Here is an 18,066-nt window from a genome sequence, read left to right on the forward strand (position 1 = left end):
AAAATATGATTGCCATGCCGCTGCATAACTTGATAAAAGTGAAAGAAAGGAGCAATGCCTAATTAATAGGTGTTGCTCCTTTGCTTCTAAATCTTTTCGTTTGGAGGAACATACAAGGTTCAGACATCTAAAGGCCTATTTTTCTTTTAGTTTGGCCGCCTCTTGTTTCCTTTCCTCAACATCTTGCCTCAAGACAAGTCTAGTTCTTCCGCTTTCCTTAATAACCATGTTCATTATCTCTTGTTCGCTTCTCAATACGGCAGCCCTCTTCCTTCTTACTTAAAATAATCTGCGATAAAGTCAAGAAACTTGCGCGCCGCCAGGGAAAAATAGCGGTTCTCCGACCAATAGACCCGGTAGCTCCGTTGGCAAGCAGGGGACTCGACCCGCAGCAGCTTAAGGCCAGCCTCTTCGCCGCTCTTACAGCCGAACAAAGCTACGCCCAATTCCCTCTTAAGCAGGCCGAAGCGGCTCATCGATTGATCGAGACCAGGCACGGCCGCGGTAAAATCGTTCTTACTATGGAGTGACTATTGAGGAGGATAACAACTGTGGATAAAGGAAACTTAAGAATCGGGATTATTCTTGGAAGCATGAGGCAGGGCAGGGTTAGTCCGCAAGTAGGCGAATGGGTGAAAGGTATAACGGACGAGCGAGCGGATGCGGAATACGAAATCGTCGATATCCGCGAGTATCAATTGCCTTTCTACGGGGAAGGAAACGGGGAAGAGCCTGGCTCCAAGGCATGGCAGCAAACAATCGATCGGCTCGACGGGTATGTCTTTATCGTTCAGGAATATAATCATAGCATTACGGGCGCATTGAAAAATGCACTTGATTCCGCGTACAAAGAGTGGAACAAAAAAGCAGCCGGCATCATAAGCTACGGTTCGGCGGGTGGCGCTCGCGCTGCAGAGCATTTGCGGGGCATATTGGGCGAATTGTCGGTAGCCGATGTCCGTGTGAATCCGACCTTTTCCCTTTTTACAGAATTCGAACAATACAAAACGTTCAAACCATCCGACTTGCACGCGAATAACGTCAACGCGATGCTGGACCAAGTTATCGCTTGGAGTGGCGTTTTGAAGAGCTTGCGTACAAGTTAAGTTAACGAAAAGACCACATCAGAGCCGTGCTCGATAGGGTCTTTTTTTTGCGGGACGTGCTGTTTATTTTTGAATATTTTTTACCTACTCTTCTTTCCAATCGTGCTGCAGTCTTCCGAATTCTTGCCATTCAGTGATCAGTAACCGTCAGCAAAAGGCTCGAAGGAGGTACATGAAGCTTACGAAATCAGAGCTTGTGGAGTTGTTAATCCAATCGGAGCAATACACTGCGCAAAACAATAAGCTCTGGTTGAAAGGAGAATCTGAAAAGTACCAGTAAACCATGTTCATGGCATACGACCTCGATAAACGGTTCTGGTCTTACGTCATTTGCCTTATTTCAGCCATCGATAAGTGCAGTTCCAGTATGTGGTATATTTGATATAGTGACAAATCGCTTGCCGTCAGTCGAAAAGAATTGAAAAAGGTTTCCCTTCAAACTGGACAACGCCGGACTGGGCGAGCTGGAACGGGCTTTGCAGCGGCCGGAGGCGGTCGGGATCAAAATATACCTCGGCTATTATCCGTTCTATGCCTATGACAGCGTCTATCAGCCGGTATATGAGTTGGCGAAACAATATAAAGTGCCGGTCGTATTCCATACAAGCGATACGTACTCGGAACGCGGCTTGTTGAAATATGCGCACCCGTTGACGGTAGACGAAGTGGCCGTCGAGCATCGCGAAGTCAATTTCATGATGGCCCATTTGGGCGACCCGTGGGTGCTAGACGGAGCGGAAGTCGTATATAAAAACCGCAACGTATTCGCCGATCTATCCGGTCTGATCGTCGGCCATGCCGCCGAATGCGCGCGGCTGAAAGATTCGCCGCTCGTATTCGCCCATTTGCGTCAAGCGCTGGCTTACTGCGGCCAAAACGAAAAAATGCTGTTCGGCACCGACTGGCCGCTCGCCCCGGTAGAACCTTATTTGCAATTCGTGCGGGAACTGATTCCCGAATCCTGTCACGAGGATGTCTTTTATCGGACTGCCTTGCGGGTGTTTCCCAAAATCGCCCCCTTGGTCGGATAACGATCGATCTGTACTGCAGGATCACCTGGACCGATCTATTATTCGTTATGCTTATATATCACTGAAGCTGGTATTGCCATAAAAAACGTTTTTAACCACCGCATTTAACCTAATTTAACCTATCGTTTGAGCAGGAGGGACAGTTCATGAAATACGATTCAAGTCAATTATTTTGGTTAAATGAGCCCACGAGTTATTCGATTCGAGGAAATGAAGTTGTAATTCAAACAGAGCCTGGAACGGACTTCTGGCAGCGTACGTACTACGGTTTTAGAAACGATAACGCACCGGCTCTGTTATTTAAGATTCATGAACCTTACTTTTCATTTGTGGTTCGAACAGAGTTTGATACTAAAAATCGGTTTGATCAATGCGGTGTAGTGATCTACCAAAACAGCGACAATTGGTTCAAGGCTTCCATTGAGTACGAAAATGAACAATACCAACGATTAGGCAGTGTAGTGACGAACAACGGATTTTCCGATTGGGCGACGACAGATATTGACGGTAGTATTAAAGTTATGTTTTACAGAATTAGCCGGCGCAATCGTGATTTCTGCATCGAGAACTCCTATGACGGAGTAGAATATAAACAAATGCGTATTTTTCATTTATTTGAGGGAGGCGGGGAAATTCAACTGGGAATGTATGCGTGCAGCCCCGAGAATTCTTCGTTCACATCTGTTTTTAGTGGGATGGAGATCATGGAATGCATGTGGAAAGCTCATGAATGAGTGGAAGGGGAGGCAGCGAATGGGAATATAACATTGGCGAATTCTCTAAAATCAACAAAATATCGCACGGATGTTGAGATACCTTGTATTAGAACCCTGCACCGTGGAAGCTACGACAGCATCAGTTACGCTTATCGTGCTTTGTACGATTGGGCAGCCGCAGACAGGTACCCGAAACTCCGTTATTCTATCCGGAATAACGGAGTTTATCTGCAATCTGGAACCGTACTCTAAGAGGTCGATTTTTCTTTATTCTTCATGTTCTTCTACTACTATAATCAAAACATTGGATTGAATCGTAAATATTTGAGTGGAATTGAACGGCTGGAAGCTGACTACAGCCTGATTAATTAGTCGGTTCACAACTTGTTCGAGGACCTACAAAAGTGAAACAAGGGAGAGCAAACCTTCAAAACAACGAAGGATTGTGGAAACGGCGATTCGATTATTTGCCGAGAAAGGGTATTCTAACACTTCAACGGCAGAAATCGCTAAAGCCGCCGAGGTTGGAAGCGAGCATCTTCAAAAATTACGGAACGAAAGACAAATTGTTATTATCACTTCTCGTTCCCAATTTGAAGGAAATTTTCCCATCCAAAATCGATAAAGTTGTTAGCCAATTCAACTCCAGTACAAGCTTTTAAGCCTTTTTGGCGGCTTTCCTCAGAAACCGTAATGAATTTATTTCATGGAAGGGTTCCGAAAGAACGCATCTCCGAACTGATGCAAGGGAAATGAATCCATAATTGAAGGAGTTTTGAACTGTTTACTAATAAAAAAGGAGTGGAAGAGTATGAAACGTTCAGGAAATACTATACTTATTACTGGTGGAGGTTCTGGTATCGGGCTGGCATTTGCAGAACGATTTGTCAAAGAAGGAAATCAAGTCATTATTTGCGGACGGCGCGAGGATGTTCTTAAACAAGCCAAAGAAGACCTTCCAGACGTCATTACACGTGTATGCGATTTAACGGTTGAATCCGAACGTTTAGCTTTGTTTGAATGGGTAACCACTAATTACCCGAATGTAAATGTATTAGTGAACAATGCAGGGATTCAACAACGTTTCAATATCCTAAAAGCAGAAGCAAAGGATAATTGGTCTTATTTCAGTAAAGAAATCAAGTCCAATATTGAAGCACCTATCCATCTTTCCATGTTGTTTGCACCATTCTTTGCTAAAAAAGAAAAGGCAGCGATCCTTAACGTTACATCGGGGCTAGCTTTTACGCCCGCTATGTTTGCCCCTGTATATTCAGCCACGAAAGCGGCCCTCCATTCATTTACCATGAGTCTAAGACGTCAGCTTGCCGATACATCTGTAGAAGTGATTGAAGTCGTTCCTCCTGCAGTGAATACGGACTTAGGGGGAGCAGGCTTACACGCGCAAGGCGTACCGTTAGATGCTTTCACAGACGGGATATTCAAAGGACTGGAGGAAGGCGAGAAGGAAATTGGATATGGCACTTCTGCAAGCGCGATGCGCATGTCCCGAGATGAAATTGACGAGTTCGGTGAAAAAATGTACAACACAATGAAATACATGCTTGAAGAATTGTAAATTGATCCATACACGACTAGGTTGCATGTTAGAAAAGGCCAAAAAGCTTGGTAAAACAAAAGGAATGCGACTGCTTCAAAAATAATCAAACACACAGAGCAGCTTTGCCGGCAGCAAAGCTGTTATTTTTTTGGCAAAGCGAAAAGGGATGTCGGCTTATATTCGTTTGCCGTATTGGGACAAGAACATATATCATTTCCCCTAATTGAGGATCTTTCTCAAGAAGCAAAGAGAACGGCTTGCCGGACGGGACGTGACCGTCATAGGGGCCGGCGTATGCATTGCAATTCCCCGTTTCGTGCTGGTCTTTGTCCTGCCTCTAAAAGCTAAAGCACAACATTTAAGATGATGTGGGGAAAAGATAAAGATTTCCTTAAGCTTCCATCGAGGGGCCTTAAGACTTTCTCTCAACGCAGCTTCTCGCCTAGCTTTCCGGCAGTAGAATGCCATTACCTCCAATTAATTTCTCCGTGGTAAAAATCTTACCTACTAGGCATATCACCTTACATATCCAGCTAAAATCTATTGAAATTCAAGGTTCAATTGATCGTGTGTATTCTAGTCACTTGCGGTTATGAAGGCTAAAAATAGTTTCATATGTCATATTCATGTTATGTATATGCGGCTTAATAATCATTTTGATCATTTAAATATAATACCCCTTAAATTTAATCGCTTACATTTTGCTTTAAAAATTTTATTCATAATTCATGTTATTTATATTGACACCATATAAGGCTGTGACTATTATTATAAATATCACTGGAGAATATAAAGATAAATTAGACAGAGTTTTCGTTGAATATTCGTTAAAAGCATCAGTTTACAGTCAAAATCCTCATTAATTAATTCATTGGTAAAAATAATGGAGAATGAAAAGTGAAAAAACATGACCAAGATTTTATGAAACGCCAGAATCGGCTGACGGTGTTTGAGATCATCAAGCACCAGCAGCCCATCTCCCGGGCTTCCATTGCCAAGCAGACCGGGATGAGCCCGACTACGGTAAGCCGCATTGTGGCAGAGCTTACAGAGGAAGGGTATCTGCTGGAGTCCGAACAGGTCTCTGCCGGGCTCGGCAGGAAGTCCACGCTGCTTGAAATGGTAGATGCCGCCGTGCTCTCGGTAGGCGTTGAGCTGGATCGCCATCAAGTGAATATCGGCATTGTGGATTTGCAGGGAAATGTTGTAGCCATGAGCCAATATCCGCGGTCAGTGGAAGAGAGTCCCGAAGTTACGCTGGAACGCGTTGGAACAGAGATTGACCAGCTTACGAAATCCAATGAGATCGACTGTGAGCGGATCATCGGAGTTGGTGTAGGCCTTCCCGGGATTATAGATAATGACACGGGAGAAGTTATGTTCTCCGTACAGCTCGGTTGGAGAAATGTCCGGCTTGCTGAACGGCTTAAAGAAATCACTGGTTATGATGTGGCGGTGGACAACGAGCTCAAGGCCAAGGCCTTGGCCGAGCATATGAAGGGCGCGGCGATTGGCTCACAGCGGACCGTCCTGCTTGGTTTCGGGAATGGAGTAGGTTCGGCGTTCATCATGGAAGGGGAGATCTACCGGGGCAGGACGAACAGCGCCGGTGAAATCGGCCATACGACGATTGATCCGAACGGCATGCTGTGCGACTGCGGGAAGGCGGGCTGCCTTCAGACTTACATCAATATCAAATCATTGCTGTCGGAAGCGAACAAGATACGGCCGGTCCGCTCAATCGAGGACCTTTTTGAAGCCAAGAAGGCAGGGGAACGCTGGGCACTGCATCTGATCGAACGAGCGCTGATGTACATGGCGATCACCATTAACAATGTGGTCTGCATGTACAACCCGGACAGTGTCATCCTTAGCGGGGAACTGACCGACAAATTCCCGGAGATCCTCGATGAGGTGGTCGACCTGTGTTATTCGAAATATGTGTGGGAGCCCCTCAGGGGTGCCTTCCGGATTCTGAAGTCTGAACTGCATGAGCAGGGCGTAGTCATCGGCTCGGGATTGATTTCGCAAAACTGTTTTTTTGCATTGGAATAAGTCAGAGCAGTTAAGAAGGGGAGAGCAGGATTGGACATTAAGGAGGGGACAACGATGAGATTTACACCATTAGTTGAGGAGTACCGCGGCGGTGTGCTGGAGAACGTGCATTACGGAGCGGTCAGCATCGTGGATGAGAAGGGCCGAATCCTCTATTCGGCAGGTGACCCTGGACATCTCACGTTTCTAAGGTCGGCTGCCAAGCCGTTCCAGGCGCTTCCGGTTATGAAAAGAAAAGTAGACGAGGTGTACGGACTCACCGGACAGGAGGCGGCCTTGTTTTCTGCATCCCATCGTGGAGAGCGCTTTCATATTGATGCGCTGGAATCCATGCTTCTGAAGACAGGCATCAAGGAGGAAGGGCTGCACTGCTGTGAGTCGTATCCGCTCAATGAAGATGCGAAGGCCGAGCGCCACCGGGACCGCGAACCTAAGCGGAGAATCTTCCATAACTGCTCGGGCAAGCATACCGGACTTATTGCGCTGAGCAAGCATATGGGCTGGGATGAGCGGACGTATTACGAACCTGAGCATCCTGTTCAGAAGGAGATTGTGGAGATCCTTGCTTATATTGCAGAGGTTCCCGAAGCTTCGATCCCGCAAGGGATTGACGGCTGCGGACTGCCGATCTTTGCATTACCGCTGCACAAGATCGCCTATTCCTTCCTGAAGCTGGCCTGTCCGGACCTCATTGAAGATAAGGAAACACGGGAGGCGGCGGCCCGGATCGCCCGGCTGATGAATGAGTACCCCGATATGATCGCGGATACCCGGTTCGTCTGCTCGGAGCTGCTCAAGGACCCGAACCTGTCGGCCAAAGGCGGCGCAAAAGGAGTGTACGGCATTGGGCTGAGAAACGAAAGACTCGGAATCTCCCTTAAGGTTTCCGACGGTTCCGAACAGGTGTGGCCGTGCATTATCGCTTCGATCCTCGAGCGCCTCGGCTACAGCAATCAAGAGACAATTAACCGCTTATACAAGCTTGTACCGAATTCCATCGTCAATGACGGGGGAACGGAAGTAGGAGAACGCCGGGCGGTGTTCGAACTGAAGCCTTCATCCAGGGAATAACCTCCAATCCCGCAAGTAAGTATACCGGACATGGAGCGATTCTATATTAACTACTTTTGAGGAGTGAGACGAATGAAGGTTCAAGGGAAAATGTGGTCCACACTAATGCTGCTGCTGGTCTTCGCGGCAGTTGCCGCAGGCTGCGGAGGCAATACGGAGACTGGCAAGGAAAGTGCGAATACGGGCAAGAGTGAAGGTACCCAGACCGTATCCAAAAACAAAAAAGATGTTGTTATTGCCATTAATGCTAACTTTATTACACTGGACCCTCACAACACGAGCGATACTCATTCGATTACCGGAGCAAGAACCATGGTTGAAGGCCTGATGGGCTTCGACGAGAACATGAAAATCGTTCCAGTGCTGGCCGACTCCTACAAAATTAGTGATGACGGTCTGGTATACACGTTTACATTGAAGCAGAACATCAAATTCCACGACGGTACGGATTTCAATGCCGAAGCAGTTAAGGTAAATCTGGACCGCATCCGTGATGAGAAGAACAACCTGAAGATGCGCAAGAGCTTCGCCAAAGTCAGCAAAGTTGAGGCTCCGGATGCCAAAACCGTAGTCATCACCTTAAGCGAACCGTATAACGCCTTCCTGAACAAAATGGCGATGGCCCTGATCGTAAGCCCTAAAGCACTGAAGGAGCAGGGCGAGAATATCGGTAAAAATCCGGTAGGTACAGGCCCTTTCAAATTTAAGGAATGGGTGCAGGGCGACCGCCTTGTGGTGGTGAAGAACCGGGATTACTGGCAAAAGGATCTGCCGAAGGTGGAGAGCATCACCTTCAAGCCGGTACCGGAGAACGGTTCCCGGATTGCGATGCTGAAGACAGGGGAAGCGGATTTCATCTATCCGATGCCAACTGAACAAGTCTCCCAAGTAGAGGGGGACAGCAATATTGTGATAGATAAAACGGATTCCACAATTGTCCGTTACGTCACACTCAACACGATGAAGAAGCCGTTCGATGATGTGAAGGTTCGTCAAGCGATTAACTATGCGATTAACAAAGAAGCTTACATCAAAGTCGTCAAATCCGGTCTGGGTGTGAAGCTGGATTCTACCATGTCATCCAAGACGCAGTACTACTCCCAGCAGAGCGGTTATGACTACGATGTGAAGAAAGCAAAGAGCCTGCTTGCAGAAGCCGGTTATCCTGATGGCTTCACGGCTGAGATCTGGGGCGAGAATGATTCCGAGACAATGAAAGGCATGCAGTTCATTCAGCAGCAATTGGCTCTTGTTGGCATCAAGCTGGATGTGAAGTCGATGGAAGGCGGTACCTTGTCTCAGCAGATTAACTCCGCTGCTACACCAGAGCAGGCCAAGATCCAAATGTGGTATGTGAGCTGGTCCCCGTCTTCCGGTGACGCAGACGGCGCTACAAGAGGTCTGTTCAGCAGCGAAATGTTCCCTCCGGCAGGAGCCAATACGGCGTACTATAAGAATCCGAACGTGGATCAGTGGATCGCCGATGCCAACAAGGCGACCGATCCAGAAAAAGCAAAATCCATTTATGCGGATATTCAAAAAACAATCTGGGCGGATGCCCCTTGGGCCTTCATGGGTGTGGATCAGGTGATTTCAGGCAAGAGATCCAGCCTGAGCGGCGTAAAAGTATTACCGGACGGCTCCATCAGCGTTCGTAATGTGGAAGTGAAGTAATCGTTACTTAAGGACGAACAAGTCCCGGGATACGAGCAGGGAGAAAGAAGCAGAAAGTAAGAAGCTAGAAGCACTCAGCAAGCAATAGCTTGGGGTTGTTGTTGCAAAGAAAGGGGCCGTTTCTGTCTGTAGCTGAGGAGCGGCCCCTCTTATGTACTTGTTCAATGAAGGGGGCTCAATGATGGGAAGATACGCGCTACAAAGACTACTTGGAGTCATTCCGCTGCTGTTTGTCGTATCGGTGCTGGTCTTCATGTTCATACACTTAATCCCCGGCGATCCGGCCCGGCTTGTCGCGGGCAAGGAAGCCACGCTGGAGGAGATTAACGGCATACGGGCACAACTCGGGCTGGATCTGCCGCTATGGCAGCAATATTTCAATTATATGGGCAAGCTGTTGCATGGCGATCTGGGCAGTTCTCTGCGGTCCGGCCTGCCGGTGTCCGACATGCTGATGAGCAGATTGACGCCAACCCTTATTTTAACGTTTTTGAGCTTGGGCTGGGCATTAATCATCGGTCTGCTGATCGGTACGATCTCTGCGGTTAACCGCAACCGGTGGCCGGATTACGTGGGCATGCTGACCGCAATTTCAGGCATCTCGATTCCAGGCTTTTGGCTGGGGCTGGTGCTGATTCAGATCTTCTCGGTACAGCTCGGCTGGTTCCCTACCGGCGGAGTGGATTCCTGGAAGTCCTATATCCTGCCTTCCCTCACACTTGGAGCGGGAATTATGTCCATGCTTGCCCGGTTCTCCCGCTCATCCATGCTGGAGACGATGCGGGAAGATTATATCCGGACGGGACGTTCGAAAGGGCTTAGAGAGTTCGTCGTGGTTGGACGGCATGCGCTGCGAAACTCGCTGATTCAGGTTGTCACTGTGGCGGGTCTGCAATTCGGGTTCCTGCTGGGCGGCTCCGTGATGGTGGAGACGGTATTCAGTATTCCGGGTCTTGGAAGGCTGCTTGTGGATTCGATTTCTTTTCGGGATTATACCGTGATTCAAGCGCTGCTACTACTGTTTGCGACCCAATTCATACTTATTAATCTTATCGTTGATATGCTGTACGGTGTGCTGAATCCGAAAATCAGGTATGCGTCTAGCTAGGAGGGGAACAGGATGGACAACAATACAACGGTGATGGGAGCCGACTCCTCAGGGGCGGGTGTGACTCTGGTGACGAAGCTGACCAAAGGCCGTACAGCGGAGTTCTTTAGTAAGTTCAGCAAGCAGAGAGGGTCGCTTGCAGCAGGCATTTTTATTATTTTTCTGACGGTTATAGCGATCTTCGGTCCGCATCTTACACCTTATGATCCGAATGCGCCGGATTATGATGCGCTCATGACTGGTCCATCGGCCGCCCATTGGGCCGGAACCGATGAATACGGCAGGGATATCCTGAGCCGACTGCTTGACGGAACAAGGTTGACCTTGGCGGTCAGCTTGAGTTCCGTGTTGATTGCGGCTGTGCTGGGTACCGTGCTTGGATTGCTCAGCGGATATTACGGAGGCTGGCTCGACCGGCTCATCATGCGGGGCAGCGATGTGCTGTTCTCCTTCCCGGATCTGCTGCTGGCCATCGGGATTGTGGCGATTCTGGGCCCGGGACTGTCCAATGTGGTCATTGCCGTTGCCGTGTTTGGCACGCCGTCATTTGCGCGGATTATCCGCAGTGTCACCTTAAGCGCCAAAGAGACTTTATTTGTGGAAGCAGCCCGCTCGATGGGCGCGAAGAACGTGCGCATTATATGGCAGCATATTTTTCCGCAGACCGTGCCGAGTGTGATCGTGAACGTAACGATGAAGATCGGCGGTGCGATTCTGGCGGCATCCTCCTTGAGCTTCCTGGGTATGGGGGCGAAGCCGACCGAACCGGACTGGGGCGCGATGCTGAGCATGGGGCGCGACTATTTGAGCATCGCTCCGCACATTGTGTATTTTCCCGGGGTAGCGATCTTTCTGGCTGTACTTGCTTTTAACCTGGTTGGGGACGGACTGCGTGATGCGCTGGATCCCAAGACGAAAAATTAAAGGGGGACAAGGCCATGACACCCAGACTACTTGAAGTGGAAGGATTGAAGACAGAGTTCAGACGTGATGGCGGAAGCGTATTGGCAGTGTCCGGCATTGATTTTCACATCAATAGAGGTGAAGTGCTGGGGCTGGTCGGCGAGAGCGGCTGCGGCAAAAGTGTGACTTCCCTGTCGATTATGCGCCTGCTCAAGGATACACCGGGAAGGATTGCTGGCGGGGCAGTCCGGTTCGAAGGCACCGACCTGACTCAGATTCAGGAGAAGGAGATGCGGAAATTCCGTGGCAATGAACTGGCGATGATCTTCCAGGAGCCGATGACCTCCCTGAACCCGGTGCTGCGAATCGGACGTCAATTGGAGGAGCCGATTATGCTGCATCTCGGATACAGCCGGAAGCGTGCACGGGAGCATGCCATTCATACACTGAAGCTGGTCGGGATTCCCCGGGCGGAGGACGTGGCCGATGAATATCCGCATCAGCTATCCGGCGGAATGAGGCAGCGCGTGATGATTGCGATGGCCATGTCGTGCGGCCCGAAGCTGCTTATTGCCGATGAGCCGACAACGGCGCTTGATGTGACCATCCAGGCGCAGATTCTGGACCTGATGAAGCGATTGAAGGAAGAACAGGAGATGGGCATGCTGTTGATTACACACGATCTCGGTGTTGTGGCGGAAATGTGTGACCGGGTGGTTGTTATGTATGCGGGACGGGTTGTGGAAGAGGCACCGGTTCAGGAGTTATTCTCAAATCCCCAGCATCCGTACACCAAAGGCCTGATCCAATCCGTTCCCAAGCTGCGCCAGAAGGTTCGCCGTCTGGAATCCATTCAGGGCAATGTGCCTGACTTAAGTGCGATGCCTCCAGGCTGCAAATTCATGCCTCGATGTGCGTATGCGATGGAGCGGTGCCTTCAGGAACCGGAGCTTCTGCTTGTGGAAGGACAGGAGCAGCGCAAAAGCCGCTGTTGGTTAACGCAGATGGATACATCGGAAGGGGGAGACAACCAATGATACAGTCACACACAGAGACTCCGCTTGTTGAGGTAAAGGGGCTGCGCAAATCTTTCGCCTTGAAAAAAGGCTGGTTCGGTGCGGCCAAATACTTGCGCGCAGTGGATGGTCTGTCCTTCGCTATACGCAAAGGGGAGACGTTCAGTCTGGTCGGGGAGAGCGGCTGCGGGAAGTCTACGACCGGGCGGCTTGTGAATCGGCTGCTGAAGCCAACAAGCGGTGAAGTATGGTTCAACGGACAGAATATCAGCAACCTTTCCGACAATCAGATGCGTCCAATGCGCAAAGATATGCAGATGGTCTTTCAAGATCCATACGCATCGCTCAATCCGCGGATGAAAGTAAAGGAACTTGTGGCTGAACCTCTGCTGATCCATACGAAGCTCAGCGTGAAGGAGCGGGATAAGCTGGCCCGGGAACTGCTGGAGACAGTAGGCCTCAGCAGCATTCATGCCGAGCGCTATGCACATGAGTTCAGCGGTGGCCAGCGGCAGCGGATCGGGATTGCCAGGGCGCTGTCCGTACGTCCAAGCCTGATCGTGGCGGATGAACCAGTCTCGGCGCTGGATGTGTCCATCCAGTCCCAGGTGCTTAACCTAATGCAGGATCTGCAGGAGGATTATGGCCTGACGTATCTGTTCATTTCCCACGATCTTAGTGTGGTTGAGCATATTAGTGACCGTATCGGTGTGATGTATCTGGGTACGCTGGTGGAAACGGCGGACAAAGACACGCTCTATGACCGTCCGCTTCATCCGTACACCCAGGCGTTGTTGTCATCCGTGCCGGTTCCAGATCCGAATCAGAAGCGGGAGCGCATTATTCTGAAAGGGGACTTGCCAAGTCCGGTTGATCCGCCTTCCGGCTGCCGGTTCCATAACCGCTGCCCGGCCTGCATGGATATTTGCAGGCAGCAGGAGCCGGTGTTCCGGGAAGTGGAACCCGGACATCAGGTTGCCTGCCATCTCTATAATGAAGCCTGATTAGGCGGATTATTACAATGCCTAAGGAAAGGATCGCCATGCACATTACACTAGATATGACTGAACTGGAGGATGTTCTCATTCATCCGGCATATGCGGGGGAATCGCTTCCCTATGCGCTGAATGAAGCGCGCAAGCGGCAGGGCACCATCACCTGGCTGTACGCCCGTTCTGAAGGTGAAGCGGATGTGCTCGCCGCCGGAATAGGGGAGCGTTGTGCCGTGACGCTGGAACGGGTACGCCGCGCCGGGGGCGCTGCGGCACGGACTCTGCTGCAGGAAGGGCGGGGCAGCGCAACGCTGTTCAGACATCCGGGGACAGTAATTGGAGTTGGAGGCAGTCAGAGCATAGAGTCAACGGCCGCGTGGCTGCAAGCCTGGATTGAGGGCTGGCTGCTTGGATTATACCGGTTCGATAAATATAGAAGTGTCACGAAAATAAGCGGCAGTGTGAAGTTGAATCTGCGGTCTGCAGATTGGCCTGAACTGTCCGCGGCCGGACTGAATTCGGTCATTCAGACGGCCATCCACCGGGCGGAGGCGACAAATCTGACCCGGGACTGGGTGAATGAGACGCCGGGTACGTTGAACCCGGATGCTTTTGTGGAATGGACGCGGGATCTCTTCAAAGACAGGCCGGTAAATATTTATGTCTACCGGGGACAGGAGCTAACTGAGCGCGGCATGAACGGCCTGCTGGCAGTGGGTGCCGGGAGCAAGCACGCTCCTGCGCTAATCGAACTGAGGTACGAAGCCTGCCCGGATGCCCCGATGTTAGCCTTGGTCGGCAAAGCCATCACCTTCGATATGGGCGGCATGAACGCGAAGACGGGCCGGGACATCAGCGATGCCCGGATGGATATGGGCGGAGCGGCCGCCGTCATCGGCGCGCTGGACATTCTGGTCCGGCAGCAGGCCAAGGTCCGGGTCACGGCTCTGATCGCCGTGGCCGATAACCTGCCGGATGCCCGCGCCACGCTGCCTTCATCCGTGATTGCTTATCCGAACGGGTTGACCGTTCAAATTGCAAATACGGATGGAGAGGGCCGGCTCGTACTGGCAGACGCGCTGATCCATGCGGCCGGGCTTGGCGCAGCGCAGGCGATCGACATTGCCACGCTAACGGGCAATGTCGGGGATGCACTGGGACTCGGGATCGCCGGCATATGGGGCGATGCCGATATGACGCGCGAGCTGGCCCAGATTGGCGAGCATAATGGCGAGCGGCTGTGGCCGATGCCGCTTATGGATGATTATGAATCCGAGCTGAGAAGCAATTATGCCGACCTGCGTAACGTGGGCACCTCTACGCTGGCTGGCGCCATCACAGCAGCGTTATTTATTCGGCGGTTCGTCGACAAATCCATGAACTGGGTCCATATTGATATGGCCGGCACGGTACAGTACAAGCAGGATGTCGGTTACGCAGAGGCGGGAGCGACAGGGTATGGCGCAAGACTGCTGGCTGATTATGCGGTGAATTATGCCCGGAAGTGTGCCGCGGGAAAGGCAACAGGGAATGGAGCAAGGAATGCAACAGAGGACGTATCAGAAGATGTGTCAGAGAATACATCGAGGAATGAAGCAAGGGATGCAGCAGGGTTTGTATCAGGGGACGTATCCGTAAATGAATCCCGGAAACAGGAGGGTTCGTTATGATCCTGGAAGTCATCGCTACGCCTGGATCTCGGCTATCATCGTCTCCAGATCAAGCTTGCTGTACACAAAGCTGGGGCTGTGCAGCCGCACCATCACATGGACCGGAATCTGCACAGCCCCTACAACCTGGCGGATCAATCCGATGCCCGGCGTCAACCCGCCTTCGGTAACGGCCGTGATCAGCTCCAGCCGATTTGCCCATTTTCTTCAGCCTTTAACGCATCGTCAATACAGGGGACGAACCGGCTGATTGCGCTGGTAATTACGTTGATGATTGTAAGTGCTGATGAAGCAGATCGTAATTTCCAGGAGGCAGGCAGCAAGCTTTGGTATTGCAAACTGTAAGCGTTGTCCGTGTGGAAATTCCTAAATCTGCATGAAGCAACGGCAAGCAGATGAAGCAAGCTGAAAGCTTCAACAGCACCGAGTCAACCAGGGCAGCGGAAAAAGCCGGGAAGAAATGCATGAAATATAGAGCGAACGTTGTCTTAAGTCCCATCCATACAGATCTGAAAATAGGTGATTGATTTGCAGAACACAGACAAATATGTTGTGGGAATTGACCTTGGTGGAACAAAGATCGCCGCAGCTCTCTTTAATGCTGACGGTGAGATACTGAACCGTGAACGCATGGAGACGGCGAACGCCCGCACAGCGGAAGAAGTCGTGCAGCGCATGGTGGAGATGATTCATTCCGTGTCCATGGAACACCCGGTATGCGGCGTGGGTCTGGCCTCGCCTGGGACCGTGAACAGTAAGGACGGTATCGTGCTTCAGGGCACAAACCTGCCGGAATGGAACAACGTCCCTCTGAAAAAGTGGATGGGAGACGCACTTGGCGTCGTGGTGGAGGTCGTTAATGACGCGAACGCAGCGGCATGGGGCGAGTATGTCCGGGGTGCGGGAAAAGGCTCCGGGAACATGGTATACATCACGTTCAGTACAGGCATCGGTGCGGGCATTGTCCTCGACGGGAAGCTGCTCCTGGGCGCGACTTCCTTTGCTGGGGAACTGGGTCATAACATCGTTGTGCCGGATGGGCCGGCATGCATCTGCGGGAACCATGGCTGCTGGGAGATGTACGCTTCAGGAACCGCCATCCGCAACTCGGCGCTGGAACTTATGCTGAGCAACCCGTCCGTGATTGGAGAACTGGCGGCTGCAAGCGGTGAAGAGATCTCGGCCAAGCATGTGTTCGAAGCTCACCGTCAAGGTGACCCCATCGCCGCCCAAGTGGTGAACCGGGCGGTTCATTACATGGCGCTGGGCTTGGCCAACGCGATTCATACATTCAATCCCGACCGGATTGTAATCGGCGGCGGCGTAAGCAAGGCAGGCGACCTGCTGTTCCCGGCGCTTAAGGCGGAGACCGGGAAGCTGGTCATGAAGCCATACCGTGGCACGTATGAGATCGTGCCTGCGGGATTGCGGGACGACGTCGGCCTGATCGGAGCCGCGGCTTTGTTTCATACTTGATTTAAGCGGGAACGAATGAACTTTATGCTAAGCAACGGAGGGGGCGGAACGATTCTGAAGAAGCGAAGCGTCTCGCTCTTGTCCCGGATTTCACACGCTAAGCGGTATAATCCAGAAATCTGGGGACAACAGCGATCGCAAGAACGTTCCGCATCCGGAGTAGTCTCTTCAGCCGTTGGGTGTATTTAGAATCACTTCATAGGAGACGGGGGATTGTCGCATGAGTACAAGAGAGCAAAGGACCCGGTGGTTTTTGCAGGACCGGTTCGGCATGTTCATTCATTGGGGATTATATTCCATTCCCGCCAGGGGAGAATGGATTCGAGGCAACGAGCGGATGAGTTATGAGCAGTATCAAGTGTATTTTGACGAGTTCGACGCATCCCGGTATGAACCGAAGAAATGGGCGAAGGCCGCCAAGGCTGCAGGACAAAAGTATGCGGTGCTGACGACCAAGCACCACGACGGCTTCTGTCTGTTCGACAGTAAGCTGACGGATTTCAAGGCGACGAACACCCCGGCTGGACGAGACCTGGTTCGTGAATATGTGGATGCTTTTCGCGAGGAGGGCATTGTGGTCGGACTGTATTATTCGATCATCGACTGGCATCATGACGATTACCCGGGATATGGGGACAAAGCGCACCCGGATCGGGACAATGAAGCGGCCAAGAACAAGCCAATCGACTTCGACCGATATCTGGACTACATGCATGGTCAGGTGAAGGAGTTGCTCACGAACTACGGCAAGATTGACATCATGTGGTTCGATTTCTCCTATGATGATATGACCGGCGAGAAATGGAGAGCGACCGAGCTGATTCGGATGATTCGTTCCATCCAGCCGGATATCATCATTGATAACCGCCTGGGCGGTAATATCCGGGCGGCGGAACCCGAGGAATATGCCGGGGATTTCTTCTCCCCGGAGCAGATCATTCCACCTGGTGGCATCGTGGATGAGAAGGGGGAAGTTGTCCCTTGGGAAGCGTGTATCACCCTTAACGATAACTGGGGTTATCATGCTGCGGACAAGAACTACAAGTCAGCCAAGCAGGTGATTCATACCCTGGTCGAATGCGTCAGCAAGAACGGGAACTTGCTGCTTAACGTGGCCCCGGATGCAAAGGGCGAGATCAACCGGGAAACACTGGAGGTGCTGGACGAAGTAGGGGAATGGCTGAGACTGAACGGTGACAGCATTTATGGCTGTAAGGCGGCCGATTTGCCGAAGCCCGAGTGGGGCCGCTACACCCAGAACGGGAACAGGCTGTATGCCCATGTATATGACCGGGGGATAGGCCCGATTTACTTCGAAGGGTTGAAGGGCAAGATTGAGAAAGCCAGACTGCTGCGGGATGGGACCGAACTTAAGGTAGAAGTTCCATGGATGGCGCTGGAATACTCCGACATTGAGAACGGCGCCTTCATTAATCTTAGTGGATCCAGGCTTCCGGATGAGAGTGATACGGTGATTGAGCTTTATCTGAGATAGGGCTGCGGCTTTAACTTTTAACAGGTACAATCTATAGGGCTAAACAGAATTGCAGGACACGGAAGGTCATCCCGTGTCTTTTTTTCAACTTCCTTGATTGAGCGAGGTTCAATCTTTTTCAAAATTTACGCTTCCGAATTAATGAGACCGATGAATTCCCGGATCGGATGTCGTCTATATAAAGGAAGGCAT

15 protein-coding genes and 2 pseudogenes are annotated in these 18,066 nt (G+C 51.0%); 16 read left to right on the forward strand and 1 reads right to left on the reverse strand.

Going from position 1 to position 18,066, the window contains the following annotated elements; genetic code table 11:
- Positions 1-365: 365 nt before the first annotated feature.
- The 14 genes and pseudogenes from ACI48J_RS13315 to ACI48J_RS13380 all read left to right on the forward strand — a co-directional run bounded on the left by ACI48J_RS13315 (position 366) and on the right by ACI48J_RS13380 (position 14,903).
- On the forward strand, positions 366-530 hold the full coding sequence (locus tag ACI48J_RS13315; protein ID WP_405083135.1) for a zinc-binding dehydrogenase: 165 nt from the start codon (positions 366-368) through the stop codon (positions 528-530).
- A gap of 63 nt (positions 531-593) precedes the next feature.
- Positions 594-1,106 carry an NADPH-dependent FMN reductase gene (locus tag ACI48J_RS13320; protein ID WP_405083225.1) on the forward strand — a complete coding sequence of 171 codons (513 nt, stop codon included), beginning with the start codon at positions 594-596 and terminating at the stop codon, positions 1,104-1,106.
- Positions 1,107-1,537: 431 nt separating this feature from the next.
- Positions 1,538-2,137: pseudogene (locus tag ACI48J_RS13325) on the forward strand (amidohydrolase family protein); the annotation flags it as partial.
- 146 nt (positions 2,138-2,283) lie between these two features.
- Positions 2,284-2,871, forward strand: a complete 588-nt coding sequence (locus ACI48J_RS13330) for a DUF1349 domain-containing protein (protein WP_405083136.1) — start codon at positions 2,284-2,286, stop codon at positions 2,869-2,871.
- Positions 2,872-3,298: 427 nt separating this feature from the next.
- Entirely contained in the window at positions 3,299-3,478 is a 180-nt protein-coding gene (locus ACI48J_RS13335; RefSeq protein WP_405083137.1) for a helix-turn-helix domain-containing protein, read from the forward strand.
- A gap of 186 nt (positions 3,479-3,664) precedes the next feature.
- Positions 3,665-4,432, forward strand: coding sequence for an SDR family oxidoreductase (locus ACI48J_RS13340; RefSeq protein ID WP_405083138.1), 768 nt, complete (start codon positions 3,665-3,667; stop codon positions 4,430-4,432).
- A gap of 879 nt (positions 4,433-5,311) precedes the next feature.
- Entirely contained in the window at positions 5,312-6,469 is a 1,158-nt protein-coding gene (locus ACI48J_RS13345) for an ROK family protein (protein WP_405083139.1), read from the forward strand.
- A gap of 54 nt (positions 6,470-6,523) precedes the next feature.
- Entirely contained in the window at positions 6,524-7,540 is a 1,017-nt protein-coding gene (locus ACI48J_RS13350; protein ID WP_405083140.1) for an asparaginase, read from the forward strand.
- Between the two features lie 72 nt (positions 7,541-7,612).
- A complete protein-coding gene (locus ACI48J_RS13355) occupies positions 7,613-9,214 on the forward strand; it encodes an ABC transporter substrate-binding protein (protein ID WP_405083141.1) in 1,602 nt (533 codons plus the stop codon).
- Positions 9,215-9,395: 181 nt separating this feature from the next.
- On the forward strand, positions 9,396-10,322 hold the full coding sequence (locus tag ACI48J_RS13360) for an ABC transporter permease subunit (protein ID WP_036740357.1): 927 nt from the start codon (positions 9,396-9,398) through the stop codon (positions 10,320-10,322).
- A gap of 12 nt (positions 10,323-10,334) precedes the next feature.
- Positions 10,335-11,246: an ABC transporter permease subunit gene (locus ACI48J_RS13365; protein ID WP_405083142.1), complete on the forward strand. Its 912-nt coding sequence runs from the start codon at positions 10,335-10,337 to the stop codon at positions 11,244-11,246.
- A gap of 14 nt (positions 11,247-11,260) precedes the next feature.
- A complete protein-coding gene (locus ACI48J_RS13370; protein WP_405083143.1) occupies positions 11,261-12,262 on the forward strand; it encodes an ABC transporter ATP-binding protein in 1,002 nt (333 codons plus the stop codon).
- The gene (locus ACI48J_RS13375; RefSeq protein WP_405083144.1) at positions 12,259-13,245 is read left to right on the forward strand and encodes an ABC transporter ATP-binding protein; all 987 of its coding nucleotides are present in this window, start codon (positions 12,259-12,261) and stop codon (positions 13,243-13,245) included. The genes ACI48J_RS13370 and ACI48J_RS13375 overlap by 4 nt, the downstream gene beginning before the upstream one ends.
- A gap of 17 nt (positions 13,246-13,262) precedes the next feature.
- Positions 13,263-14,903, forward strand: a complete 1,641-nt coding sequence (locus ACI48J_RS13380; protein WP_405083145.1) for a leucyl aminopeptidase family protein — start codon at positions 13,263-13,265, stop codon at positions 14,901-14,903.
- Positions 14,904-14,921: 18 nt separating this feature from the next.
- Here the strand turns inward: ACI48J_RS13380 and ACI48J_RS13385 are convergent.
- A pseudogene (locus tag ACI48J_RS13385) lies at positions 14,922-15,154 on the reverse strand (copper homeostasis protein CutC); the annotation flags it as partial.
- 268 nt (positions 15,155-15,422) lie between these two features.
- Between ACI48J_RS13385 and ACI48J_RS13390 the strand changes: the two are divergent.
- The gene (locus tag ACI48J_RS13390) at positions 15,423-16,379 is read left to right on the forward strand and encodes an ROK family protein (RefSeq protein WP_405083146.1); all 957 of its coding nucleotides are present in this window, start codon (positions 15,423-15,425) and stop codon (positions 16,377-16,379) included.
- A gap of 220 nt (positions 16,380-16,599) precedes the next feature.
- A complete protein-coding gene (locus ACI48J_RS13395) occupies positions 16,600-17,874 on the forward strand; it encodes an alpha-L-fucosidase (protein ID WP_405083147.1) in 1,275 nt (424 codons plus the stop codon).
- Positions 17,875-18,066 lie beyond the last annotated feature (192 nt).

Origin of the sequence: Paenibacillus chitinolyticus (assembly GCF_045038035.1) — a bacterium.
GTDB lineage: Bacteria > Bacillota > Bacilli > Paenibacillales > NBRC-103111 > Paenibacillus_F > Paenibacillus_F chitinolyticus_A.